This window comes from Acidimicrobiales bacterium (assembly GCA_040219515.1).
Classification (GTDB): Bacteria; Actinomycetota; Acidimicrobiia; order Acidimicrobiales; family Aldehydirespiratoraceae; genus JAJRXC01.
This window is the reverse complement of record JAVJSI010000014.1, coordinates 216,212-239,955: the sequence shown is the minus strand read 5'-3', so window position 1 is coordinate 239,955 and position 23,744 is coordinate 216,212. Positions and strand designations below refer to the sequence as shown.

At 68.6% G+C, this 23,744-nt stretch carries 24 protein-coding genes; 18 read left to right on the top strand and 6 right to left on the bottom strand.

The window, feature by feature from the left end; translation table 11 throughout:
- Positions 1–119: 119 nt before the first annotated feature.
- From RIB98_14505 to RIB98_14485, 5 genes are all read left to right on the top strand, one after another.
- A complete protein-coding gene (locus tag RIB98_14505) occupies positions 120–1,604 on the top strand; it encodes a sigma-70 family RNA polymerase sigma factor (GenBank protein MEQ8842191.1) in 1,485 nt (494 codons plus the stop codon).
- A gap of 48 nt (positions 1,605–1,652) precedes the next feature.
- Positions 1,653–3,665 (top strand): ATP-dependent helicase, encoded by a 2,013-nt coding sequence (locus RIB98_14500; protein MEQ8842190.1) that lies wholly within the window; start codon positions 1,653–1,655, stop codon positions 3,663–3,665.
- Positions 3,666–3,685: 20 nt separating this feature from the next.
- The gene (locus RIB98_14495; protein MEQ8842189.1) at positions 3,686–4,651 is read left to right on the top strand and encodes an alpha/beta hydrolase; all 966 of its coding nucleotides are present in this window, start codon (positions 3,686–3,688) and stop codon (positions 4,649–4,651) included.
- A gap of 9 nt (positions 4,652–4,660) precedes the next feature.
- Entirely contained in the window at positions 4,661–5,347 is a 687-nt protein-coding gene (locus tag RIB98_14490) for a YceH family protein (GenBank protein ID MEQ8842188.1), read from the top strand.
- A 156-nt stretch (positions 5,348–5,503) separates the two neighbouring features.
- On the top strand, positions 5,504–5,971 hold the full coding sequence (locus RIB98_14485) for a VOC family protein (GenBank protein MEQ8842187.1): 468 nt from the start codon (positions 5,504–5,506) through the stop codon (positions 5,969–5,971).
- 31 nt (positions 5,972–6,002) lie between these two features.
- On the opposite strand, the gene RIB98_14480 is transcribed toward RIB98_14485, so the two are convergent.
- On the bottom strand, positions 6,003–7,271 hold the full coding sequence (locus tag RIB98_14480) for an aminotransferase class V-fold PLP-dependent enzyme (protein ID MEQ8842186.1): 1,269 nt from the start codon (positions 7,269–7,271) through the stop codon (positions 6,003–6,005).
- Positions 7,272–7,305: 34 nt separating this feature from the next.
- On the opposite strand from RIB98_14480, the gene RIB98_14475 reads away from it, so the two are divergent.
- Genes RIB98_14475 through RIB98_14460 form a run of 4 tightly spaced genes read left to right on the top strand, consistent with a single transcriptional unit; the run spans position 7,306 to position 11,460 of the window.
- Positions 7,306–8,259 carry a haloalkane dehalogenase gene (locus RIB98_14475; GenBank protein MEQ8842185.1) on the top strand — a complete coding sequence of 318 codons (954 nt, stop codon included), beginning with the start codon at positions 7,306–7,308 and terminating at the stop codon, positions 8,257–8,259.
- Between the two features lie 14 nt (positions 8,260–8,273).
- A complete protein-coding gene (locus tag RIB98_14470) occupies positions 8,274–9,926 on the top strand; it encodes an alpha/beta hydrolase domain-containing protein (GenBank protein ID MEQ8842184.1) in 1,653 nt (550 codons plus the stop codon).
- 28 nt (positions 9,927–9,954) lie between these two features.
- Positions 9,955–10,551, top strand: a complete 597-nt coding sequence (gene yihA, locus RIB98_14465) for a ribosome biogenesis GTP-binding protein YihA/YsxC (protein MEQ8842183.1) — start codon at positions 9,955–9,957, stop codon at positions 10,549–10,551.
- A 24-nt stretch (positions 10,552–10,575) separates the two neighbouring features.
- Positions 10,576–11,460: an aldo/keto reductase gene (locus RIB98_14460; GenBank protein ID MEQ8842182.1), complete on the top strand. Its 885-nt coding sequence runs from the start codon at positions 10,576–10,578 to the stop codon at positions 11,458–11,460.
- An 11-nt stretch (positions 11,461–11,471) separates the two neighbouring features.
- Here RIB98_14460 and RIB98_14455 read toward each other — a convergent pair whose 3' ends face one another.
- Positions 11,472–11,744 carry a hypothetical protein gene (locus tag RIB98_14455; protein ID MEQ8842181.1) on the bottom strand — a complete coding sequence of 91 codons (273 nt, stop codon included), beginning with the start codon at positions 11,742–11,744 and terminating at the stop codon, positions 11,472–11,474.
- Positions 11,745–11,853: 109 nt separating this feature from the next.
- Here RIB98_14455 and RIB98_14450 point away from each other — a divergent pair, with 109 nt between their 5' ends.
- Genes RIB98_14450 through RIB98_14435 form a run of 4 tightly spaced genes read left to right on the top strand, consistent with a single transcriptional unit; the run spans position 11,854 to position 14,677 of the window.
- Positions 11,854–12,231: an FKBP-type peptidyl-prolyl cis-trans isomerase gene (locus tag RIB98_14450; GenBank protein ID MEQ8842180.1), complete on the top strand. Its 378-nt coding sequence runs from the start codon at positions 11,854–11,856 to the stop codon at positions 12,229–12,231.
- 6 nt (positions 12,232–12,237) lie between these two features.
- Positions 12,238–13,431: a cytochrome P450 gene (locus RIB98_14445; GenBank protein MEQ8842179.1), complete on the top strand. Its 1,194-nt coding sequence runs from the start codon at positions 12,238–12,240 to the stop codon at positions 13,429–13,431.
- On the top strand, positions 13,431–14,036 hold the full coding sequence (locus tag RIB98_14440) for an RDD family protein (protein ID MEQ8842178.1): 606 nt from the start codon (positions 13,431–13,433) through the stop codon (positions 14,034–14,036). The genes RIB98_14445 and RIB98_14440 overlap by 1 nt, the downstream gene beginning before the upstream one ends.
- A 32-nt stretch (positions 14,037–14,068) precedes the next feature.
- Positions 14,069–14,677, top strand: coding sequence for an RDD family protein (locus RIB98_14435; GenBank protein ID MEQ8842177.1), 609 nt, complete (start codon positions 14,069–14,071; stop codon positions 14,675–14,677).
- Between the two features lie 62 nt (positions 14,678–14,739).
- Here the strand turns inward: RIB98_14435 and typA are convergent, their stop codons facing one another.
- Positions 14,740–16,602: a translational GTPase TypA gene (gene typA, locus RIB98_14430; protein MEQ8842176.1), complete on the bottom strand. Its 1,863-nt coding sequence runs from the start codon at positions 16,600–16,602 to the stop codon at positions 14,740–14,742.
- 91 nt (positions 16,603–16,693) lie between these two features.
- Between typA and RIB98_14425 the strand changes: the two genes are divergently transcribed.
- Entirely contained in the window at positions 16,694–17,155 is a 462-nt protein-coding gene (locus tag RIB98_14425) for a DUF2587 domain-containing protein (GenBank protein MEQ8842175.1), read from the top strand.
- Positions 17,156–17,197: 42 nt separating this feature from the next.
- Here the strand turns inward: RIB98_14425 and RIB98_14420 are convergent, their stop codons facing one another.
- Entirely contained in the window at positions 17,198–17,992 is a 795-nt protein-coding gene (locus RIB98_14420) for an SDR family oxidoreductase (protein MEQ8842174.1), read from the bottom strand.
- A 61-nt stretch (positions 17,993–18,053) separates the two neighbouring features.
- Between RIB98_14420 and RIB98_14415 the strand changes: the two genes are divergently transcribed.
- Complete coding sequence (locus RIB98_14415) at positions 18,054–18,761, top strand: dienelactone hydrolase family protein (GenBank protein MEQ8842173.1); 708 nt, start codon at positions 18,054–18,056, stop codon at positions 18,759–18,761.
- A 22-nt stretch (positions 18,762–18,783) separates the two neighbouring features.
- Here RIB98_14415 and RIB98_14410 read toward each other — a convergent pair whose 3' ends face one another.
- Entirely contained in the window at positions 18,784–19,614 is an 831-nt protein-coding gene (locus RIB98_14410) for a class I SAM-dependent methyltransferase (GenBank protein ID MEQ8842172.1), read from the bottom strand.
- A gap of 33 nt (positions 19,615–19,647) precedes the next feature.
- On the opposite strand from RIB98_14410, the gene RIB98_14405 reads away from it, so the two are divergent.
- The 3 genes from RIB98_14405 to RIB98_14395 are packed head-to-tail and all read left to right on the top strand — an operon-like array spanning position 19,648 to position 22,780.
- Positions 19,648–20,442 (top strand): exodeoxyribonuclease III, encoded by a 795-nt coding sequence (locus RIB98_14405; protein MEQ8842171.1) that lies wholly within the window; start codon positions 19,648–19,650, stop codon positions 20,440–20,442.
- A gap of 16 nt (positions 20,443–20,458) precedes the next feature.
- Positions 20,459–21,601 (top strand): glycerophosphodiester phosphodiesterase family protein, encoded by a 1,143-nt coding sequence (locus RIB98_14400; protein ID MEQ8842170.1) that lies wholly within the window; start codon positions 20,459–20,461, stop codon positions 21,599–21,601.
- A 45-nt stretch (positions 21,602–21,646) separates the two neighbouring features.
- Positions 21,647–22,780: a hypothetical protein gene (locus tag RIB98_14395; protein MEQ8842169.1), complete on the top strand. Its 1,134-nt coding sequence runs from the start codon at positions 21,647–21,649 to the stop codon at positions 22,778–22,780.
- On the opposite strand, the gene RIB98_14390 is transcribed toward RIB98_14395, so the two are convergent.
- Complete coding sequence (locus tag RIB98_14390; protein MEQ8842168.1) at positions 22,773–23,741, bottom strand: hypothetical protein; 969 nt, start codon at positions 23,739–23,741, stop codon at positions 22,773–22,775. The genes RIB98_14395 and RIB98_14390 overlap by 8 nt on opposite strands.
- Positions 23,742–23,744: the final 3 nt, after the last annotated feature.

Below are 23,744 nucleotides of genomic sequence, written 5' to 3'. Positions count from 1 at the left end.
TTCGACGGTCGAGACATCGGCGGCGGCATCGTCTCAGTCTCGCCGGTCGGCGCCACAAAGGAAATCCCAGGCCGTCGGTGGCCCTCCCAGCGCATGGCAACGCACCTAGGATGGTTCAGGTGCACGAGGAGCCCATGCCGCACATTCCCCCCGAGACCACGCTCGTTTCAGCCACCATCAGCGGCGACGCCGAGGCGTTCGCCGCGCTCTACGACCACTACGCGCCGCAGATCCACACGTACTGCCTCGGCCGCCTGCGCGACACGACCGAGGCCGCCGAGGCACTCCGGGCGACGTTCGTGCGAGCACACGGCGAGATCGACCGACTGGGCGATCCGACCACCCTCCGCCCCTGGCTCTTCGGCATCGCCCGTCGCGTGGTCGGCGACACTGCCCGACGTCGCGACCACAGTCCGCACCGACGGGAGTGGGGCGCCGTCGCCTCGCCCGACGACACCCCGGCCCAGCTGCTCGACGATGCCGTGGCCGACCTCCAACCCCAGGACCAGGACCTTTTCTGGCTCCACACCCGCCACGGACTCGACGGCGCCGACCTCGCGCTCGCCCTCGACGAAGCGCCCGAGCAGCTCGTCAGCCGGAAACAGCGCCTCGACGATCGCCTGACCGCGTCCGTCGGCTCGCTCCTCGTCGCCGCCGACGGGCGAGCGTCCTGCGTCGTGCTCGACCGGATCCTCGCCGATGCGGACGACAACGTCGGCGTTGCAATCCGCGCCCGCATCGCTCGCCACGTCGAATCCTGCGAGACGTGCACCGCCACACGACGTGGCCTGGAGCCGTGGTCCACGCTCGCGGGGACCATGCCGACGAAGCTGCCCCCCGCTCAGGTCCGCCGGCTCGTCTTGGCCGCGCTCGGTCCTGCCGTCGACGACCCTCCATCGACAACCGGCGACGACGTCTCCCCGCGTATCGACGCGGTCCTCCCGACCGACGCCGACATCCCGACCGAGCCCGACGAGGGCATCCCGACCGAACTCGACGCCGACAGCACGGCCGAGCCCGCCGGCGATCCCGTCGCTCATGGTGAGAGCCGAGGCCGCCTGCGGGCGCTGCTCACCGCCATCGCCGGGTTCCTCATCGCCGCTGCGGTGCTGACGGGGGCCATCCTGGCCTGGCCGGTGCTCACCGGCCCCGACGAACCACCCCCCGACACGATTCCTCCCGACGCGATCCCCGCCGACACCCCCGACAGCGGCACGTCCGGCGAGATCACCAGTGACACGTCCACCGACAGCCTGCCCGGTGACGCACCCACCACCAGCACCTCTCCCACCGTTCCCGATGCCGGCGGGTTCGGACCGGTCTTCTTCGGCAGCACCGACCCCATCATTCTGACCTCGGGCGCACCGGTGGAGTTCACGTTCGCCAACGTGGGCGACGAGGCCATGTCCTGGCAGACCGAGACCGTGGGGCCCTACACCGCCCGTCCATCCGACGGCACGCTCGCTCCTGGCGACTCCACCACGCTGACGCTTTCGGCGACGACCGCGGACGCGGGCGAGGCGATCCCGCTCGGCCTGCTTCGCCTGGTCACGGGGCAGAACACCGTCGAGATCATCCTGGCCGTCTCCGACGACGCTCCCTAGAACCGGACTCCCCGGAACCGGACGGGCCCGGCGGCTAGAGTCGAACGCATGTTCGATTCGCTCAATGCCGAGCAACAGGCCGCCGTCGACCACGTCGGCTCGCCCCTGCTCATCGTCGCCGGTGCCGGCACCGGCAAGACCAAGACCCTCGCCGCCCGCGTCTCCCGCATCATCGACGGCGGCGCCGACCCGAGCCGGATACTCCTGCTCACCTTCACCCGGCGAGCGGCCGGCGAGATGCTGGCCCGGGTGGCGGCCGTCTCCACCGATCGCGCCGCTGCTCGCGTGTGGGGCGGCACGTTCCATTCCACCGCCAATCGGCTGCTTCGCAACTTCGGCCAGAGCGCCGGACTCGCTCCCGGCTTCACGGTGCTCGACCAACCCGATGCCACCGACCTCATGGGCATGGCCCGCACCGACGAGGGGTTCGGCGAACGGGGCAAACGGTTCCCCCGAAAGGAAACGGTGGCCGGCATCTATTCGCGGATGGTCAGCAGCCAGGCAAAGCTCGATGCCGTCCTCGAAACCGACTACCCGTGGTGCGCGGAGCACGGCGACGATCTCCGCACCATCTTCACCGCCTACACCACCCGCAAGCGCACCCATCAGGTCCTCGACTACGACGACCTGCTGCTGTTCTGGCGGGGACTGCTCGCGGGCTCGGCCGGCGACTCGATGCGCAACCTGTTCGACCACATCCTCGTCGACGAGTACCAGGACACCAATCCGATCCAGGCCGACATCATCCGAGGCATGTGTCGACCCGACACCGATCTGTGTGCCGTCGGCGATGATGCGCAGGCCATCTACGGCTTCCGGGCCGCCACCGTGGCCAACATGTGGAACTTCGCCGAGAACTTTCCCGGCGCCACCCGTGTCACCCTCGAGCAGAACTATCGCTCGACGATGCCGATCCTCGCCGTCGCCAACGCGGTGCTCTCGCAGAGCGACGAGCACTTCGCCAAGGAGCTGTGGTCGAGTCGGGCCCACGGGCTCACCCCGAAATTGAAGACCCACCACGACGAAGGCGCCCAGAGCGCGTCGGTGGCCACCGCCGTGCTCGATGCCCGCGAGCGCGGCATCGATCTCCGCCAACAAGCCGTGTTGTTCCGGGCCGGCCACCACGCCGACGGGCTCGAACTCGAGCTGACCCGACGCGACATCCCCTACGTGAAGTACGGCGGCCTGAAGTACCTCGAGTCGGCCCATGTGAAAGACCTCCTCGCGCTGCTGCGCATCCTCGACAATCCGGCCGACCAGCTCGCCTGGCATCGGGTGCTCTCGTCCATGGAGGGGGTCGGTCCGGCCACCGTGCGCCGCCTCGTCGACGAGCTGGGCATCGAACGCGAGGACGACGACGCGCTGGCCCGATTCGTCGATGGCGCCGGCAGGGTCCCGGCGTCGGCCGCCGATCAGGCCGACGAGCTGCGCTCGGCGCTGGCCGCATGTCTCACCGACATCTCCCCGGCCCTCCAGGTCGACCGGCTCAAGACCTTCTGCGCGCTCGTCTTCCCCAACCGCTACGACGATGCGGCCGCCCGGGTCGCCGACATCGACCAGCTCGCGGCGACCGCCGCGGCCTACACCACCCGCAGTCGATTCCTCACCGAGCTCACTCTCGACCCGCCGAGCAAGACCAGCGACCAGGCCGGGCCTCCCCATCTCGACGACGACTGGCTCACACTTTCGACCATCCATTCGGCCAAGGGGCTCGAGTGGCGCAGCGTGCACCTGCTGCACGCGGCCGACGGCAACATGCCGTCGGAGATGGCGCTCGGCGACGAGCACGGTCTCGCCGAAGAGCTCCGGCTCATGTACGTGGCGCTCACCAGGGCAAAGGACGAACTCACCGTCAACTTCCCGCTGCGGTTCCACGTCAACCGCCATGCCACCGACGATCGCCACGTCTACGCCCAGCTCAGCCGCTTCATCGACCCCGTGCGCAAGCTGTTCGACGAGGGAACCACGGCGCGCGAGGTCGACCTCCGCGACGAGATGCCGTTGACGACCGTCGGCGTGGCCGACGAGGTCGACGCGTTGCTCGCTTCGCTCTGGGACTGACCGGCGGCAAGGATGGCCGCATGCACCCGCCCTACGACCACCGGCTTCGCCCCACCCAACCTCGCACACCGGCGGCCGATGCCTTCACGATCCATCGGGCCCCGGTCGATGGCGACCTCCACCTCGCCTACGTCCGCGAGGGAGCCGGCTACCCGCTGCTGCTGATCCACGGCTACCCGGAGACCAAACGCGTCTGGTGGCGCAACATCGAACCGCTGGCGGCGGCCGGCTACGAGGTGATCGCCCCCGACCTCCGTGGCTACGGGGATTCCGACCTCTCGGCCGACGACGTCTACGACATCGCCCGCTACAGCCGCGACCTCCATGCACTGATGACGGGCCTCGGCCACGAACGCTTCGGCGTGGTCGCCGGCGATGTCGGTGGGGCGGTCGCCGTCGACCTTCTGCATCGCTTCCCCGACGTCGTCGACAAGCTCGTCTACTTCAACACGGTGCCGCCGATCCTGCTCGAGGAGTTCATCGAGGCAGGCATCGACCTCACGAGCATCCGGGCGATGGGCGACGGGCCCACCACCGACTACCAGGTCGATCAGGGCGCCCACGGCGATGCGCTGATCGAGGAACTCGACACGCCCGACAAGCGTGAACGCTGGGTGCGCGGCTTCTACACCCACCGACTGCTGGCCTCCCCTGGGGCGTTCACCGCCGACGACCTGGCGTTCATGACCGAGCCGTTTCGCGACGGCGATCGACTCCGCTCGGCGTGGGCCCCCTACGAGGGCCGCTACGGCCGAGCCCAGAGCGAACCGGCCCTCATGTCGCAGTTCGTCGACGTGCCGACCCTGGTGCTCTACGGACCCGACGACGCCGTGGTCGGCACCGACTTCGTCCACTGCTGCGAGGTGGCGTTCCGCAACCGGATCGGCCCCGTTGCCATCCCCGGCGCCGGACATTTCCTGCAGTGGGAGCGGGCCGACATCGTCAACGGACTCGTGGAGCACTTCTTCGCCGAACACCGCTACTAGCGTGACGCCGTGGACCTCACCGCCGAGCAGGCCCGGGTGGTCGGCTGCCTCATCGAGAAGGCCCAGACCACGCCCGACAGCTACCCACTGAGCAGCAATGCGCTGACCAACGCGTGCAACCAGAGCACCAACCGGAACCCGGTGGTCGACTACAGCGAGCGTCAGGTCGATGCGCTCATGCTCGAGTTGCGCGAGATGAAGCTCGCCCGCACGGTCACCGGCAGCGGCCATCGGGTCGGCAAGCACAAGCACGTGGTCGACGAGGCGCTCGGTCTCGACGGCCACGAACTGGCCGTGCTCGCGGCCCTCGTGCTCCGGGGCCCGCAGACCCTCAACGAGATCGCCACCCGCACCGAGCGCTACACCGACGGTCCCCACGGCGACAAGGCCGCGGTCGACGCCGCCATCGACCGACTCGCCACCCGCCCCGAACCGCTGGCCGTGCGTTTACCCCGCCAGTCAGGCGAGCGCGAACCCCGCGTCGACCAGTGCTGGTCGGCCTCACACACCTCCGTCGCCCCGGCGCCTCCCGTCCAGGGGACCGATCCCGACGCTGTACCTCCGCCGATGTCCGCCGGGTCGGTCGAGCCGGCCGCGCACCGGACGGATCTCGAAGCGCGTGTGGCCGCGCTCGAATCCGCAATGGCCGAACAAACCCGCCGCATCGACCACCTCCTCGACGAACTCGGCGCCTGACCGTTGCATCGGGGTCAGACCCCCGTTGCGGTTCGGTCAGTTGCAGCGGGGGTCTGACCCCAGTGCTGCATCTGGGGTCGGGATGCGGCGCTTGCCGGTCGGCGGCAGGGATGGTGTGATCGTGGTGCCGACGAGCGGCCGACGAGGAGCACCAGCATGGTCCAGCCCATTCCCGAGGGACTCGAGGGGCGCATCGTCCCCTACCTGATGATCGACGGCGCGGCTGCGGCGATCGACTTCTACATCCGGGCGTTCGGGGCGACCGAGAACTACCGGATGGAGATGCCGGGCGGCGCCATCGGTCACGCCGAGATCGTCGTCAACGGCGCCACCGTCTTTCTCGCCGACGCACCCGACGACATGGAGGGCGACGCCGCGAACCCGGCCAAGCTCGGTGGCACCAGCGTGCTGTTGCACCAGTACGTCACCGACGTCGACGCTGCGACCGCGCGAGCGGTCGACGCGGGCGGCACGCTCCTACGACCGCCGGCCGACCAGTTCTACGGCGACCGCGCCGCGCTGGTGGTGGACCCGTTCGGACACCAGTGGTCGCTGCACACGCACGTTCGCGACGTCACTCCCGACGAGATGAACGCGGCGATGGAGTCGATGGCAACCGAGTGATCGGCTTCTACCGGCCTGGACCGAGCCCGCCTTACTCGAGGGTGGCGTAGTTGGTCGAACGGTCGTCGGTGGTCGTACCCCGCACCTCGGCCACGCTCTCGCGTAGCGCATCCAGGTAGTCACCGATCACGCCGGTGTTCGAGTTGGACACCGTCGAGTGCAGCGAGTCGGGCGGTCCTTGGCGGTCGTGGAACCATCCCCGTCGTTCGAGCGCGTCGCCCAACGCGAACACGTCGATCGGATCGTCGGCCTCGGTGTCGGACGCTATTGCCACGAGGTGGAACTGACCATCGCCGAGCGTGGTGATGCCGTCGATCTCGGCCACGCCGGCCCGCATCGCATCGGCGTTCTCGAGCGTCTGGCGGGTGAGCTCGACATAGCCGTCGACGCCGAGGTGCTGCATCACGGCCCACGCCGCCGCCATCGGCAGACCGCTCCGGGTGCCCTGGAGGTTGGGTGAGGCATAGAACCCGCCGAGCCAGTCGTCGAAGACGAAGGTCTGGTAGCGGCGCAGTTCCTTGGTGCGATGCAGGATCACCGACACGCCCTTGGGGGCGTAGCCCAGCTTGTGGATGTCGGCCGAGATCGAGCTGACGCCCTCGACCCGGAAGTCCCACTCGCCGACGTCACGGCCGAGGCGCTCGGCGAACGGCAGGACGAACCCGCCCATGCAGGCGTCGACGTGACAGTTGGCGTCGGCCGACGCGGCCAGGGCGGCAATGGCCGGGATGGGGTCCATCACCCCCTGCGGATACTGGGGCGCCGACCCGACGACGAGCACCGTGTTCTCGTTGACCTCGGCCGCCATCGCATCGACGTCGGCGGTCCAGTCGTCGAGCACCGGGGTCTTGTGCAGCTCCAGACCGAAGAGGTGAGCGGCCTTGTGGAAGGCGGCGTGGGCGCTCTCGGCCACGATCATCTCCGGAGCCTCGATACCGCGCTCGGCCTTGGCTCGCTCTCTCGCGGCCTTCACCGCGCACAAGATCGATTCGGTGCCACCGCTGGTGAGGAACCCGGCCGCGCCGTCGCCGTTGAGGAGGCCGGCCGTCCACGCGACGACCTCGGACTGGATGGAGCCGAGCGACGGGAACGCCTTGGTGTTGAGCGCGTTCTCGTGCAGATAGATCTTGGCCGCACGTTCCGCGACCTCGTGGACGGTCGGGCCGCCGTCGTAGACCATGCCGAAGGCCCGGCCGTCGGCCCACTTCACGTCATCGGCTCGCTTCGCCTCGAGATCCGCGATCACGTCGTCGACGGACCGTCCTACCTGGTTCAGTGCTGCCGTGTCGTTGGTGGCCATGGTGCGACCGTAGCCGAGCGAATACGGTCACCCCATGGGCACGCAGACGACCACCGATGGCATCGAATTCCTCCGCACCCCGGAGGAACGGTTCGCCCGGTTGCCCGACCACCCATGGACACCCGAGTACGTGACGGTCGACGGTCTCCGCATGGCCTACCTCGACGAGGGCCCACGATCGGGTGAGCGGGAGACGATCCTGTTGCTGCACGGCGAACCCACGTGGAGCTACCTCTACCGGCGGATGATCCCCACGCTGGTCGCCGCCGGTCATCGCGTGATCGCGCCGGACCTGATCGGGTTCGGTCGAAGCGACAAGCCCACGGATCGCGGGGCCTACACCTACAACGGCCACGTCGCCTGGATGCACGAGTTCCTCGATCGAGTGCTCGAAGAGGCCGCCGACGCGGGCACCCCCCTCGGACCGCTCGCGGCGTTCGTGCAGGACTGGGGCGGGCTCATCGGGCTACGTGTCGTGGCCGAGTCACCCGAACGATTCAGCCGTCTGGTCGTCGCCAACACGGCTCTGCCGGTGGGCGAGAGTCCCGGCGCCGGCTTCGACTTCTGGCTGGATCTCTCGCAGACGATGGACCCGTTCGACGCGGGCACCCTCGTGAACGGCACGATCGGCACCCGCGACCTCACCGACGACGAGAAGGACGCCTACCGTGCGCCCTTCCCCGACGAGAATTACCTGGCCGGTGCGCGCGAGTTCCCCTGTCTGGTGCCGATCACGCCCGACCACGGCGGCGTGACCGAGAACATCGCGGCCCGCGAGGCGCTGGCGGTCTGGCGCGCGCCGGTGTTGTCGCTGTGGGGCATGAGCGACCCGGTCCTGGGCGGGCTGCGCGACGAGGTGCTCGACCTGTTCCCCGGCGCCGTCGGTCAGCCCCACCAGACGTTCGCCGAGGCCAGCCATTTCATCCAGGACGACGTGGGCGCGCCGCTCGCCGAGGCGATGGTCAGCTGGCTCGACGATCTCCGCTGAGCCAGGCTGAGCGGATGCACCGTCGCCTCGTACTGTTCCTCGGCCTCCTCGCCGGTCTTGCTCTCCTGTCGGCCGGCTGCGCCGACGACGACGAGGACGCAGGCGGCACCGACGATGGCTCGACGACCGCGGTGGCGACATCGGCCCCAGCCGACGACGACGAGCCGGAGGCCGAGACCGCGCCGGAACCCGTGACCGACCCCGAGGCCGAGACCGACACCACCATCGGTGAGCCCCTCCCCACCCCCGATCCCGAGGTCAGCCTTCCGCCCGATCTCGGGTCGACCTTCTACCAGGGCGTCGGTTTCGACCTCGGCCTGCTCGGCTACGAACAGACCGAGTACTTCCTGTCGGGCACCGCCCGCTCGTTCACCAACGTCGGTGACCTCGCCAGCGACGGCCGGTGGACGGTCGAACCGTCCGACGAAGCCGACTACACCACCCGCATCGTCGTGGTGCGCCCGAGCGATCCCGCCGACTTCAACGGCACCGTCGTGATGGAGTGGTTCAACGTCAGCGGCGGACTCGACGCCGCACCGAACTTCACCATGTCCCACGTGGAGCAGATGCGCGAGGGCTATGCCTACGTCGGGGTGTCCGCGCAGTTCCGAGGGATCGAGCCGAGCCCGGGAACGATCGACATCGGCTACCCGATCTTCCTGAAGGGAATCCAGCCCGAGCGCTACGAGTCATTGCTCCATCCCGGCGACTCGTTCTCCTACGACATCTTCAACCAGGCGGCCCAGGCGGTCAGGGCGCCGACCGGCATCGATCCGCTCGACGGGTTGGAGATCGACCAGATGCTGGCCACCGGAGAATCGCAGTCCGCGTTCCGGCTGACGACCTACGTGAACGCGATCGATCCGATCGCGCAACTCTTCGACGGCTTCCTCATCCACAGCCGAGGCGGTGGGTCGGCTGCGTTGTCCCAGGACCCGGAGGCCGACATCCCCACGCCCGAACAGGTCCTCATCCGCGATGACGTGCGCGTTCCGGTGCTGACGTTCCAGACCGACAGCGACCTACTGCTGCTCGGCTGGGTGCCCGACCGCCAACCCGACGGCGACAACTTCGTCCTGTGGGAGGTGGCCGGCACCGCCCACGGCGACGTCTACTCGATCTCGCTCGACGTCGGCCCGATGGACCTCGGTGACGATCCGGCCATCGCCGAGGTCGTCGAGGTGGCGTCGCCCATTCCCGGCATCATGGACTGCGGCGGGCCGATCAACTCGGGCCCGCAGCACTACGTGATGAACGCGGCGATCCATGCGCTCAACCGCTGGGCGGCAGGGGGCGAACGGCCCGCCGCGGCCGAGCGCCTCGAGGTCGTCGAGGCCGAGGTCGACCCCGACGCCGAAGGGCGTCAGGCCACCCACGCCGCTGTCACCGATGCGAACGGGAACATCCTCGGCGGCGTCCGCACCGCGTGGGTCGACGTGCCGGTGGCCACGCTGACCGGCGATCCGACGGAGGGCGATTCGTTCTGCGGCCTGTTCGGATCGACGACCCTGTTCGACGCCGAGAAGTTGGCCGAGCTCTACCCGACGAAGGCGGCCTATCTCGACGCGATGACGGCGTCGATCGAGGCCTCGGTGCGCGACGGCTTCCTCCTGCGCCCCGACGCCGACCTCATTCTGGAGAACGCCGCGACCAACGCCATCCCCTGACGCAGGCGGACGCAGGTAGGGTCGGGCCGTGGCCGGCCCGCTCCCTCTGCGATTCCTGCGTTCCTACGCCGACCCCGACGAGCTCCCCCACGTCAACGCCGAAATCGCCCTGCTCGGCCGCTCCAACGTCGGCAAGTCGTCGTTGTTGAACGCGCTCGCGCAGCACAAGGGGCTGGCCAAGACGTCGAAGACCCCGGGGGCCACCCGGCTGCTCAACGCGTTCGAGGTCGGCAACGAGGACTCCGGGCGCTGGCTCATGGACCTTCCCGGCTACGGCTACGCGAAGGTCTCCAAGTCCGAGCAGGCGAAGTGGGCCGACATGCTCAACGCCTACGTCGAGGAGCGCGAGAACCTCGTGGCGGTGCTGTTGTTGGTCGACGGCGAGATCGGACCGACACCGCTCGATCTCCAGACCGTCGAGTGGCTCGAGTTCCTCGAACGGCCGATCCTCTACGTCGCCACCAAGGCCGACAAGGTCCGGCCGTCGAAGAGCCAGAAACGTCGGGCCGAACTGACCGACAAGCTCGGCGTGGAACGACGGGACGTGCGCTGGGTCAGCGCCGACAAGGGCCAGGGCATCCCCGAACTGCGGGCCCTGGTCCTGGAGACACTCGGTATCGGATAGTGGTTGTCGAGTAGGGAGCATCACATGATCGACACACAGCCATTCGGCAGCACCGGACACATGAGCACGAAGGTCGTCTTCGGCGCTGCGGCGCTGGGGGCGATGTCACCGGCTCGGGCCGAGGCCACACTCGAGACGGTCCGACGCTTCGGGGTGAACCACATCGACACCGCGGCCATGTACGGCGAGTCGGAGGTCCGCCTGCGCCCGTTTCTCGCCGACCATCGGGCCGAGGTTTTCCTGGCCACCAAGACCGGGGCGCGCGACGGCGACGGGGCTCGCCGCAGCCTGGAACGAAGCCTCGAGCGAATGGGCGTCGGCCAGGTCGACCTCGTGCAGCTCCACAATCTCGTCGAGGAGGACGAGTGGCGCACGGCCTTCTCCCCCGGCGGTGCCGTCGCCGCGTTGTTCGCGGCTCGTGACGCCGGGTTGTGCCGTCACGTCGGCGTGACCGGTCACGGTCTGCGCATCGCCCGCATGCACCTGCGCAGCCTGGGCGAGGCGCCGTTCGCTTCCGTGCTGTTCCCCTACAACCACTCGCTGATCAGTACCTTCCCGGACTACGCCGCCGACGTCGACCTCCTGCGTGACGTCTGCGCGCGGCAGGGAGTGGCGGCCCAGACGATCAAGTCCCTCGCCCGTCGGCGGTGGGACGATCCCGACCAGCCGCACTTCAGCTGGTACGAGCCGATCGACGACGAGGGCGCGCGGCGGCGAGCCATCGAATACGTGCTGGGCGAGCCCGACCTGTTCCTCAACACGTCGAGTGACGCCCGACTGCTCGAGGAGACGCTGGCGATCGCCGTCGACCGGCGGGCGCCCGCCGACGATGCGCAGCTGGCGCGCGACCGCGCTCAGGCAGGGATCACGCCGATCTTCGATGGTGCCGGCCTGGAGCTCATTCGCTGAGGGCCTGCGAATCAGTCGATGCTGATCTGGCCCATCAGGTTGGCGCGTTCCTCGTCGAACGAGTCGAGGTCCATCTGGCCATCGTCGTAGCGGCGGTGGAGGTCGGCGACCTTGTCCATGATCTGTTCGTTGGAGAGCTGCGGTCCGTCGTCGACCACGATGTCGTCGTCGTCCTCGTCGAGCTCGTCGTTGTTCTCGAGCTTCCTTTCGCGCTTTGCCGATGCCTTGGCCTTTTTGGCCATGTCACGCTGGCGTTTCGCGAAGCTGGATCGTCCTGTTGCCATGACGTCGTCCTCCTCGAGCGGTATGGCCACTGCTTGTGGCCGACTATCGAGGGTAGGGGGCACACCAGGCTTCCCCAACGTCGGGGTCCCGCGTGTAGGTTTCGTTCTCATGAGCACTGACCAGAAACCGGCCGTCACCGTCCCCGCGGGTGAGCCGCCGAGCGAGCTCGTCGTCGACGACCTCGTCGAGGGCGACGGGCCCCTTGCCGCCGCGGGAATGTCGGCCACCGTCGACTATGTCGGGGTGGCCTGGTCCACGGGCGAGGAGTTCGACGCATCGTGGAACCGCAACGACACGTTCTCCTTCAATCTGGGCGGCGGTGAGGTCATCTCGGGTTGGGACCAGGGCGTGCAGGGCATGAAGGTCGGCGGCCGCCGACAGCTCACGATTCCGCCCGATCTCGGCTACGGCCAGTTCGGTGCGGGTGGGGTCATCGGTCCCAACGAGACCCTGATCTTCGTCGTCGACCTGCGCCGGGTGGGCTGATCACCCATGGCCTACGACCTCCATCGTCCCGAGACCTATGTCGACGGGCCGCCCCACGAACTGTTCACCCGCCTGCGCCGCGAGGAACCGGTGGTGTTCCAGGAGATGGACGACGAACCGGGCTACTGGGCCGTCCTGCGCCATGCCGACGTCGTCCACGTGGCGAAGCATCCCGAGATCTTCTCGGCCAGTGAGGGTGGCGTGGTCCTCGAGAACCTCGCACCCGAACGCCTCGACGCGATGCGGGACATGCTGCTCGCCATGGACCCGCCTCGCCACACGGCGTATCGGCGTCCGGTCGCGCCGGAGTTCAAGGCCCGGGTCATCGCCGAGATGGAGGGCCGCATCCGGGACATCACCCGCGAGATCCTCGACCGGGCCGACACCCTCGGTGGCGAGATCGAGTTCGTCCACGATGTGTGCGCCCACCTCCCCAGCCAGGTCATCGGCGAACTGATGGGGTTGCCCCGCGACGACTGGCCGAAGATCCACTCGATGGCCGAACGCAACAGCGGCAGCCAGGACCCCGAGATCGCCGACGGCGAGGCCAGCGGGGATTCGAGTACCGAGATGGCCATCTACGGCATCACGTTCGCGGCGGCGCGCCGCGAACTGCCCGAACAGGGCGATCTCACCGACCTGCTGCTCGGCGGCGAGTTCGACGGCAAGCAGATGACCGACATCGACTTCGGCCGCTTCTTCGTGCAGCTGGTCACCGCGGGCAACGACACGACCCGCACCATGCTGTCGGGCGGCCTGCACGCGCTGCTCCAACACCCCGAGCAACTCGCGATGCTCCGGGCCGACCGATCGCTGATCCCCTCGGCGGTCGAGGAGATCCTGCGCTGGGCCAACCCGCTGCACTACTTCCGGCGCACCGCCGTCGTCGACACCGAGCTGGGCGGCGCCTCGATCGAGAGCGGCGACAAGGTGGCGATGATCTACACCTCGGCCAATCGCGACGAGGACGTGTTCGAGGATGCGCAGGCGTTCGACATCACCCGTTCGCCCAACCACCACCTGTCCTTCGGCATCGCCACACACTTCTGCCTGGGCGTGCACCTCGCCCGTCTCGAAGGGCGCGTCTTCTTCGAAGAGGTCCTCGATCGCTGGGCCGACATCGAACTCACCGGCGAACCTCGCCGCCAGCAGTCGAACCTCAACAACTCGTTGAAGTCGCTCCCGGTCCGGGTCGCCTGATGGAGGTCACCCCGCCGGGCTACTACCCCGCGCAGGGCGACCCCGCAGGCACGGTCCGCTATTGGGACGGCACCGAGTGGTCGCCGGAGCCGATGCCGCCGCCACCGGGCTACGACCCCAACCACCGACCCGGTGACGAGCGTTTCGCCACCGTCGGCGTACGCATCGGCGCCACCCTGCTCGACGGCGTGGTCGGGCTCGTCCTCTCGGTCCCGTTCCTGTTCTCCTATCTGGGCGACGTGATCGACGACATCGACGCCGGCGGCGACGGCACCGCGGTCGAGATCCCTCCATCGCTCTATCTCGCCGGCCTGCTGGTCTCGGCGGTTTCCATCGCCTGCGTGGCTCGATTCGGCGGCAGCCCGGGAAAGCTCATGGTCGGCCTCCGCATCACCACCGAGGACGGCGCCACCACGCCGCCCGGCATCGCGAAGGCGACCATGCGCCAGCTCCCGCAGATCGCCGGGGCCATCCCGGTGATCGGCACGTTCATCGCCATCGGCTTCTCGGTCACCAGCCTGGTCTTCGTGTCCACCGACCCGGAGCGGCGCAGCGCCTACGATCGTCTCGCCGGTACCCGAGTGATCCACAGGCGCCATCGCTGACGATCCGGCGACCGCAACGACGAAGAGGACCCATGACCTCCCCCACACCCGATCCCTCCGGCAACATCGCACCCGGCCTCTACCACGCCGAGGGCGACCCTCCCGGCACCGTTCGCCAGTGGGACGGCACACAATGGGTCGGGGCGCCGGTCCCCGCGCCACCAGGGGCGGGCGCACCCGCACCGTACTCATCCGACAAGTACGGCACCGTCGGCATCCGCATCGGCGCGATGCTGATCGACGGCATCATCTTCGTTGCGCTCCTCTTCGTCGCCGCCATCCCGTTCGTCGAGGACACCGACCCCGACGCGAACTCCTTCGAGTTCGAGGTCACCGGAATCAGCGCCTACGTCGGCCCGCTGATCATGATGGCGCTCGTCGTCGTCATGGTCGCGACGCTGGGCGGCACCCCCGGCAAGCTCATCCTGCGCCTTCGCGTCACGACCGCCGACGGCACCACACCACCGGGGTTCGGTCCTGCCACCATGCGGGCCCTCACATGGCTGCCCACCTTCATCCCGGTGGTCGGGATCGTGATCTGGTTCGCCCTCGGCATCACGTCGCTGGTGTTCATCAACAACGATCACGAACGCCGCAGCGTCTTCGACCGGGTCGCCGGCACCAGGGTCATCCGCAAGTAACCCACCCGTTGCAACGGGGGTCAGACCCCCGTTGCGGTTTCGAGGGGCTGGCCGACGCAGGGCTACTGCCCGTCGCGGGGGGCCTTCATGCGCTTCACGATGCGGGCCCGCTCGCCGGCGTCGAGCACCGTCTTGCGCATGCGCACGTTGGTCGGGGTCACCTCGACGCACTCGTCGTCGGCGATCGTCTCGAGCGCCTGCTCGAGAGAGAACAGTCGCGGCGGCGTGAGCCGGATGGTGTCGTCGCTCGACTGCGTGCGGATGTTGGTCTGCTTCTTCTCGCGGCAGATGTTGACGTCCATGTCCTCGGCCCGCGGGTTCTCGCCCACGATCATGCCCTCGTAGACCCGCACACCGGGGCCGACATAGAGCGCCGAACGCTCCTGCAGCGCGGCGATGGCGTAGCCGGTGGTCTCGCCCGTGCGGTCGGACACGACGCTGCCCTTGGTGCGACTGCGGAGCTCGCCCGCCCATGGGACATAGCCCTCGAAGATGTGGTGCAGCAGGCCGGTGCCCCGGGTCTCGGTGAGGAACTCGGTGCGGAAGCCGATCAGCGCTCGGGCCGGCACGACATAGTCGAGACGAACCCAGCCGGTGCCGTGGTTGGTCATGTCCTCCATGCGGGCCTTGCGTTCGCCGAGGAGTTGGGTGACGGACCCCACGTGTTCCTCGGGCACGTCGATCGTGAGCCGTTCGGTCGGCTCGTGGATCGTGCCGTCGATCTCCTTGGTGAGCACGGCGGGCTTGCCGACCGTCAGCTCGAAGCCTTCACGGCGCATGGTCTCCACGAGGATGGCCAGCTGCAGCTCGCCACGGCCCTGCACCTCCCACGTGTCGGAACGTTCGGTGGTGAAGACCCGGATCGAGACGTTGCCGATCAGTTCGGTGTCGAGCCGAGCCTTGATCTGACGGGCGGTGAGCTTGGAGCCGTCGTCGCCCGCCAGGGGCGAGGTGTTGACGCCGAGCGTCATCGACAGGGTGGGCTCGTCGACGGTGATCGCCGGGAACGGACGGGGATCCTCGGGATCGGCGAGCGTCTCGCCGATGGTGACGTTGTCGATGCCCGAGACGCCGATGAGTTCACCCGGTCCGGCCTCGTCGACCTCGACCCGGTCGAGAGCCTCGGTGACGGTCAGTACGCCGACGCGGGCGCTGGCGATCGTGCCGTCCTCCTTGCACCAGGCGACGGCCTGGCCCTTGCGGATGGTGCCGTGCTCGACCCGGCAGACGGCGATGCGACCCACGTAGGGCGACGAGTCGAGGTTGGTGACCCAGGCCCGCATCGGGAGGTCGGGGTCGTGCAAGGGCGCCGGAACGGTGTTGAGGAGCACGTCGAACAACGGCTGCATGTCGGTGCCCGGTACGTCGGGATCGAGCGTGGCCAGACCCTCGCGCGCCACGGTGTAGACGATCGGGAAGTCGATCTGCTCTTCGTCGGCGTCGAGATCGAGGAACAACTCGTAGACCTCGTCGACGACATCGGAGATGCGGGCGTCCGGACGATCGATCTTGTTGATGACCAGGACGACGGGGAGTCGCCGGGCCAACGCCTTGCGCAGCACGAAACGGGTCTGCGGCAACGGACCCTCGGAGGCGTCGACCAGCAGGACCACCGCGTCGACCATGGTGAGTGCGCGTTCGACCTCGCCACCGAAGTCGGCGTGGCCCGGGGTGTCGACGATGTTGATCTTCACGTCGCCGAAACGGATCGCCGTGTTCTTGGCGAGGATGGTGATGCCCTTCTCGCGCTCGAGGTCCATCGAGTCCATCACCCGATCGGTGAGTGCGGCGCCTTCGCGGAACGCGCCGGCCTGGCGCAGGAGCGCGTCGACGAGGGTGGTCTTGCCATGGTCGACGTGGGCGATCATGGCGACGTTGCGAAGCGATTCGACTCGCTGCAACGAGGACGTGGGGGAGGTGGTCACCGCCGGAAGGGTACCGACACATGGGGTTGGCGAGATGCGGCCGGGCCGGGCCGCGCCGTCGACGGTGGCCGGGCTGTGGCAGATTCTTCTCATGACGGAAACCGAGGACACTCCCACCGCGCCCGATGCCACGATCTCCGACCCGGCCAAGCTCATACGGCTGGGCACGATGCTCCAGACCCTGATGGTCGAAGTGCGAAATGCCGAGACCGACGAGGAGAGCCGGCGATTGCTGGCCCGCATCCACAACGAGACCATGGAGGAGCTCGGCACGGTCCTGTCCGCCGACCTCATGGAGGAACTCACCGAGTTCACCGACTGTTGCGACGACACCGGCGTGCCGACCGAGGCCGAGATCCGGGTTGCCCAGGCGCAGCTCGTCGGCTGGCTACAGGGACTGCTGCAGGGACTCCAGGCGTCGATGGCGGCCCAGCAGGCCGCAGCGACGGAACAGATGCGCCAGCTGGCGGCCGGCCGCCCCCAGGTGCCGGGCCCGGGCGGGCCGTCGGGTTCCACACAGCCGCTGCCCGACCAGAGCGGCACGTATCTCTGAGCGACATCTCCGAGTGACTGCGCCCGCCGGCGCGGCGACGCGCTACTTGTCGACGGTCGACAACCCGCCGCCGACCGGGATGATCGCGCCGGTCACGTAGGAGGCGGCGGCCGAGGCGAGGTAGATCGCCACGCCGGCCATGTCGTCGGGCACGCCGATTCGTCCCAGCGGCACGCCCTTGGCGAGCCCGGCCCGAATCGACGGATCGTCGAGCGCGAAGGCCATCATCGCCGAGTCGAACGGCCCCGGGGCGATGGCGTTCACCGTGATGTGTTCGCCCGCGAGCTGCTTGCCGAGATGCCTCGTCAACATGTGGACCGCCGCCTTCGACGACGAGTAGGAGAAGGTGTCCATCTCGGGCGGCGTGAGCCCGTTCACCGACCCCGTGTTGATCACCCGGGCGGGGTGATCCTCACTCGCCGCGGCCCGCAGGAGCGGCAGGAGCTTCTGGGTGAGGAAGAACACGCCCCGCACGTTGACGTTCATCACCTTGTCCCAGCCCTGGGGCGAGAAGTCGTCGATGGGCTCGCCCCACGATGCGCCGGCGTTGTTGACGAGGATGTCGAGGTGATCCCAACGGTCGTTCACCGCGCTCACGAGGTGGGCGATGCCGTCGTCGGTCGAGACGTCGGACGGCACGGCGATCACGGTGCCCTTCGCCGACATCTCGTCGGCGGCCGCCGCCACCTGCTCTGCCTTGCGGGCGGTGATGATCACGTCGCAACCGGCATCGAGCAGGCCCTCCGCGATCATCCGGCCGATGCCCCGGCTACCACCGGTGACGACGGCACGCCGACCTTCGAGACCGAACAGAGAGATGAGGCGGTTGACGTCCATGGGCGGGATTCTCCTGGGTGAGTCGAAGGACAATCATGGCGCGGTCGCGTAGCATCCGCGCATGAGCTCTTCCTCCGACATCAGCATCCCATCGGCGGCCGGCGACATTCCGGCGCTGCTCTTCCTGCCCGAGGCCGGCACGGGCCCGGCCGTGGTGCTCATCCAGGAGATCTTCGGGGTCAACCAGTACGTCCGCGATGTCGCCGAGCGTCTGGCCGGCGAGGGTTACGTCGTGCTCGCGCCGCACATGTACTGGCGCATCGAGGACGACTTCGCGGTCGAAGCGACGGGGCCCGACGATCTGCCCGTCGCCTTCGAGGTGGCCGGGCAGCACGACCCGGCCGACGGGGTGGCCGACATCGGCGCCGCGCTCGCTCACTTGGCCGACCGCCCCGAGGTCACCGGCCCCGTCGGGGTGATCGGCTTCTGCTTCGGCGGCTCGATGACCTACCTGGCTGCGGCCGCCCACGATCCCGCCTGCGCGGTCTCGTACTACGGCTCGATGATCGGCGAGAACATCGACAAGGCCGCGTCCATCACCTGCCCGATCCAATTCCACTTCGGCAGCGACGATGCGTTCCTGCCCAACGACGACGTCGACGCGCTCCGTGCGGCCACCGCCGACATGGCGAACGTCGAGATCCATGTCGCCGAAGGCGCCGGCCACGCGTTCGACAACCATCGCAACCCGATGTTCTCGAACCCCGAGGCCGCGGCGTCCGCCTGGGCGCTCACCTCCGCGTTTCTCGCCACCAACCTCGCGCCCTGAGCGAGCCCCGACGACGGCTGGGCTACTCCGGGCGGCGCAGTCGCAGCGAGTACATCATCGGGATCTGCGGCCGGTTCGCGGGCATGAACCACATGCGCTCCTCGCGTTCCTCGAGAAAGTCCCATCGCGGGTAGACGCAGAACGGAAACTCCCGGAACCTCTCCAGCACGAATCCCACCGTCAACAACGCCTGCACGACCTCGGCCAGCCCGTGCACGAAGTCGATGATGGAGTTGTTGGTCGTCACCGCGTCGGGGTCGGCGTAGCTCCCGATCTCGTCATCGAAGCGGTCGCCGGTGCCGTCGCCGAAGTAGGACCGCTCGAACCGCGTCGTCTCCACTTCGAGGATGTCCTGCACCGGGTGGAACTCCGACACGTAGAGCCGTCCACCCGGGCGACAGAGCCGCCACATGACGTCGGCCCAGCGGTCCATGTCGGGCAGCCAGCAGAGCGCACCCTGACCGGTGTAGACGAGATCGAAGGTGCGGCCGCCGACACTCTCGGGGGCGTCGTGGACGTCGCTCGTGATCCACTCGGCCCGATCGGCCAGTCCGGCGGCCTCGGCGAGGCGGCCGGCCGCCGCTGTCGCCCCGGCCGAGAAGTCCAGTCCGACCACCTCGGCCCCGGCGCGGGCCAGCGAGAGCGTGTCGGTACCGATGTGGCACTGGGGGTGGATCACCCGGAGCCCGTCGACCGATCCGAGGTCCTCCCATTCGAAGTCCCTGAGCCCCCCGAGGCCGTCCCGGTAGAACTGCGACGCTTCGTGGATGGGGGCCCGCTCCTCCCACCAGGCGCGGTTCACCTCCCGCCACTCGTGCCCTGGTCGCCCCTGCCTGTCGTCGACGCCGCTCATGGCCGACAACTCTGACACAGCTACCGTCGGCCCGTGCCTCCGATTTGTCGACGCGTGGCGTCCTGGAACATCAACTCGATCCGGGCCCGGGTCGACCAGGTGGTCGCCTGGACCGCGGAGCACGGCGTCGACGTGCTGCTGCTCCAGGAGACCAAGTGCGGCGACACCCAGTTTCCGTTCGGGGCGTTCGCCGAGGCCGGGTACGAGGTCGCCCACCACGGCACCGATCACTGGAACGGCGTGGCCATCGCCAGTCGTGTCGGTCTGACCCGGGTCCGTCGCGGATTCGACGGCCCGCAGGAGTCGCCCTTCGACGAGCCCCGACTCATCGCCGCGACGTGCGCCGGCGTGCGCTGCTGGTCGGTCTACGTGCCCAACGGTCGTGAGCTGTGGGACCCGCACTACGCCTTCAAGCTGGTCTGGCTCGAGCGACTCCGCCACGAACTGCTCCACGCCAAGGCCTCGGCCCGGCCGTCGATCGTGGCGGGCGACTTCAACGTCGCACCGACCGACGCCGACATCTACATGCCCTCGAGGTGGCGGCGTCGTACCCACGCCAGCCAGCCGGAGCGGGCGGGCCTGCGGGCGCTGTTCGACATCGGGCTTCGTGACGTCACCCGCGAGCACCTGCCGGATCCCGGGGTCTACACCTGGTGGAACTATCGCCCCGGCCAGTTCGAGAAGAACCACGGCCTGCGCATCGATCTCGCCCTGTGCTCCGACGCCGTCGCGGACGCGACCGAACGGGTGTGGATCGATCGGACCGCCCGTGGCGCCACGCGACCGTCGGACCACGCGCCGCTCGTCGTCGACCTCCGCCCCGCCTGACCGCTAGCGTCTCGGCATGCGCCGCACGCTCCGATTCCGTCTCGCCATCGTCCTCGCCACGCTGGCTCTTCTCGCCGCTGCATGTGGCGACGACACCGACGATTCGGCCGACACATCGGCCGACGACACGAGCACCACCACCACCGAGCCGGACTCGACGACGACCGAGGCGACCACCACGACCGAGGCCGCGACGACGACCTCGACCACCACGACGGCCGCGCCCACACCATCCGTGCCGACCCCCGAAGCGAACACCGTGGAGGACCTCTTCGCCCTCGGCCGCCCCGTCGTGCTCGGCCACGCGGGCGGCGACCAGTCGTGGCCGCACTCCACGATGTACGCCTTCCGGGAAGCCGCCCTCGCCGGCACCGAAGTGCTCGAGATGGACGTGCAGCTCACCGCCGACGGCGTGCTGGTGGTGCAGCACGACGACACCGTCGACCGCACCACCGAGACCACCGGCCGGGTGCGCGACCTCACCTACGACGAACTCCAGGCACTCGACAACGCCTACTGGTGGTCCGACGATTGGCACAACGACGAGCAGCCGGAAGAGGAGTACATCTGGCGCGGCGTTCGCACCGGCGAGGTCGAGCCGCCCGAGGGCTACACGGCCGACGACTTCCGAGTCGAGACCTTCCGCTCCGTCGCCGAGGCGTTTCCCGACCACGTGCTCGATGTCGAGATCAAGATCCCCAAGGGCGACGACGGCGAAGACGACCTCGAGTTCGCCAACGAGAGCGGCCGCGTACTCGCCGCCGAGATCGAGGAACTCGGCCGAGCCGACTCCGTCGTCGTGGTCTCCTTCAACGACGACGTGATCGCCGCTTTCCACGAGGTCGCCCCCGACATCCCGACCAGCCCCGGCACCGGCGCGCTGACCGACTGGTTCCTCGGCGGCATCCCGCTGCTCGAGAGCCATCGGGTGCTCCAGGTGCCGCCGCAGTTCGACGGTCTCGACGTACTGGCCCTGGACGGATTCCTCGAGAAGGCCCGGGAGGAGGGGCTCGGCATCTGGGTGTGGATGGACGACGCCTCGACGCAGGAGAACCCCGACTTCTACGAGTCGCTGCTCGACTTCGACATCGACGGCATCATCGCCGGTCACCCCGATCTCGCCGTCGAACGTTGGCGCGAGATCGGCGCCATCCCGTAGCGGCACGCATCTTCAGCAACACGCGGCTTCGGCCGATGGGGAGACATGCCCCTTCGCCGGATCTGCTTCACGCTGCTCGCTCTCGCCCTGGTGACGAGCTCGTGCGTCCGTCTCAGTTGGGGGCGCGACCTCGATGTCTTCACCACGGTGCCGGATGCGCTCGATGACAAGCTGTGGATCGATCTCGACGTCGGTGAACTCCATGGCTGCGGGATCCAACTCGACCGCAGCCTGTGGTGCTGGGGGCAGGACGGCGCCGGTCAGATCGGTGACGGCGACGACGACGTCAGGGGGCTCCATCCCGCCACGAGGATCGGTGAGGGCAGCTGGCTGGATGTCGCCGTCGGCGTCCTCCACACATGCGCCGTCGAGACCGACGGTTCGCTCTGGTGCTGGGGACTCAACGATGAAGAGCGCGGCGAACTCGGCATTCCGGAGTTCGGCTTCCATCCCTCGCCGGTGTTCGTCGACGCAGGTCCCTATGACGAGGTGACGGCAAACTCCTCCTACAGCTGTGCGATCCGTTCCGACGACGACAGCCTGTGGTGCTGGGGACGCCTCAGGACCAGCTTCCAAGGAGGCGAACCCGTGGTCCCCGAACCGACCCGGGTGGGCACCGCCGGGTGGGACAGTCTCTCGTCCGGTGAGTTCCACACCTGCGGCATCCAGACCGACCGGTCGGCATGGTGCTGGGGCCCAGGTCAGTTCGGTGAACTCGCCAACGGCAGCAACACGATTCCGCTCGAAGGGTTCGGAAGCGCAGTGCCGTCGGAGGTTGGTGGGACCTGGAAGGCGATCGGACTCGGCGGCTTCCACTCCTGTGGGATCAAGACCGACGGCACGCTGTGGTGCTGGGGACTCGACGCCGACGGCATCACCGACTATCGCGGCGTCTTCTGGTACCCGGACTCGGGTGAGAACGGCGTGGGCGAAGTCGTCGAACCGCACCCGATCGGCACACACGACGACTGGGTCCGCGTGACCGGCGGCGAGGGGTTCGTGTGCGGCATCCGCTCGACATCGCCCGCATCACTCTGGTGCTGGGGACGCAACGGCGACGGCCAGCTCGGGTTGGGCGACACGCTGCCGCACACCGAACCGACCCAGGTGGGCCCGGAACGACACTGGATGCTGGTCGCCGCCGGTGGGACCAAGGTCCTGGCGGTCGCCGTCAACTAGACAGCACCGACGACTCACCGAAGAGATGGCGGCGGAAGAACTCCGTCGCCGCGGGGGCCGACCAGTTGTCGTGGTCCTCGCCCCAGCACTCGAGCCCGTCGAGCTCCCAACGGGTCAGGCAGTTCCAGGTGAACAGGTTGGGGTTGAGATGGATCCCGATCTTGTTCAGACACTCGCCCTCGGCCACGAACGAGCGCTCGAGTTCGTCGGTGCCCTCGATGCGGACTCGGGTGGGCGCACCGGTCGCGGCATCGCGGGCCAGGACGTCGCGGCGGCCGCTGGTGACCTTGGCCCACTCGCCACCCCGGCTGAGGTAACCGTGGATGGCGATGCAGTCGCCCTCACCCACCGGCCCCGGTGTGAAGTCCATGCTGATCATGTGGAAGCCGTCGTCGGCCGACGCCGTGGCGTAGCTGTAGCCGCCCCGAGGGGCCGGCGAGCCGGCCAGACCGGGACCGAACTGCGACCGCACCGACCACGACCGATCCCGAAACCCGAAGGAGTCGACCTCGATGACGTCGTCGCCGAGTCGGACCGTCCCCGTGTAGCGACCGGGTTGATCGAGATGCGATTCGCCGAGATAGTTCGGGCGCGACACCGCATCGAATACCAGGTCGACGTCGATCAAGTCGCCGTCGGGGTCGGTGTAGCCGATCTCGTACTTCTGCTGCGGCTCGACGCATCGGTAGCGGATGCCGTTGGGCAGCGCGATGTCGGACAGCGGCTGGTCGGGCACCGGGAGATGCCAGAAGTTCTTGGCGTAGCGGCAGTTCCAGGGCTGATCGCCGCTCGCGTCCCAGAAGTACGCTCCGCCGGAGGTGATGCCCTGGTTCGGCCGGAAGAACGGATAGAGCTGGCCCGACAGTCCCCGCTCCGGCACGGTGAACGTGAACCACGAGGTCTCGGTCCAGTACGGGTCGTCGCTGGTCGGCGGGTGGAACTCGTCGTCGGGGTGCGGCATGGC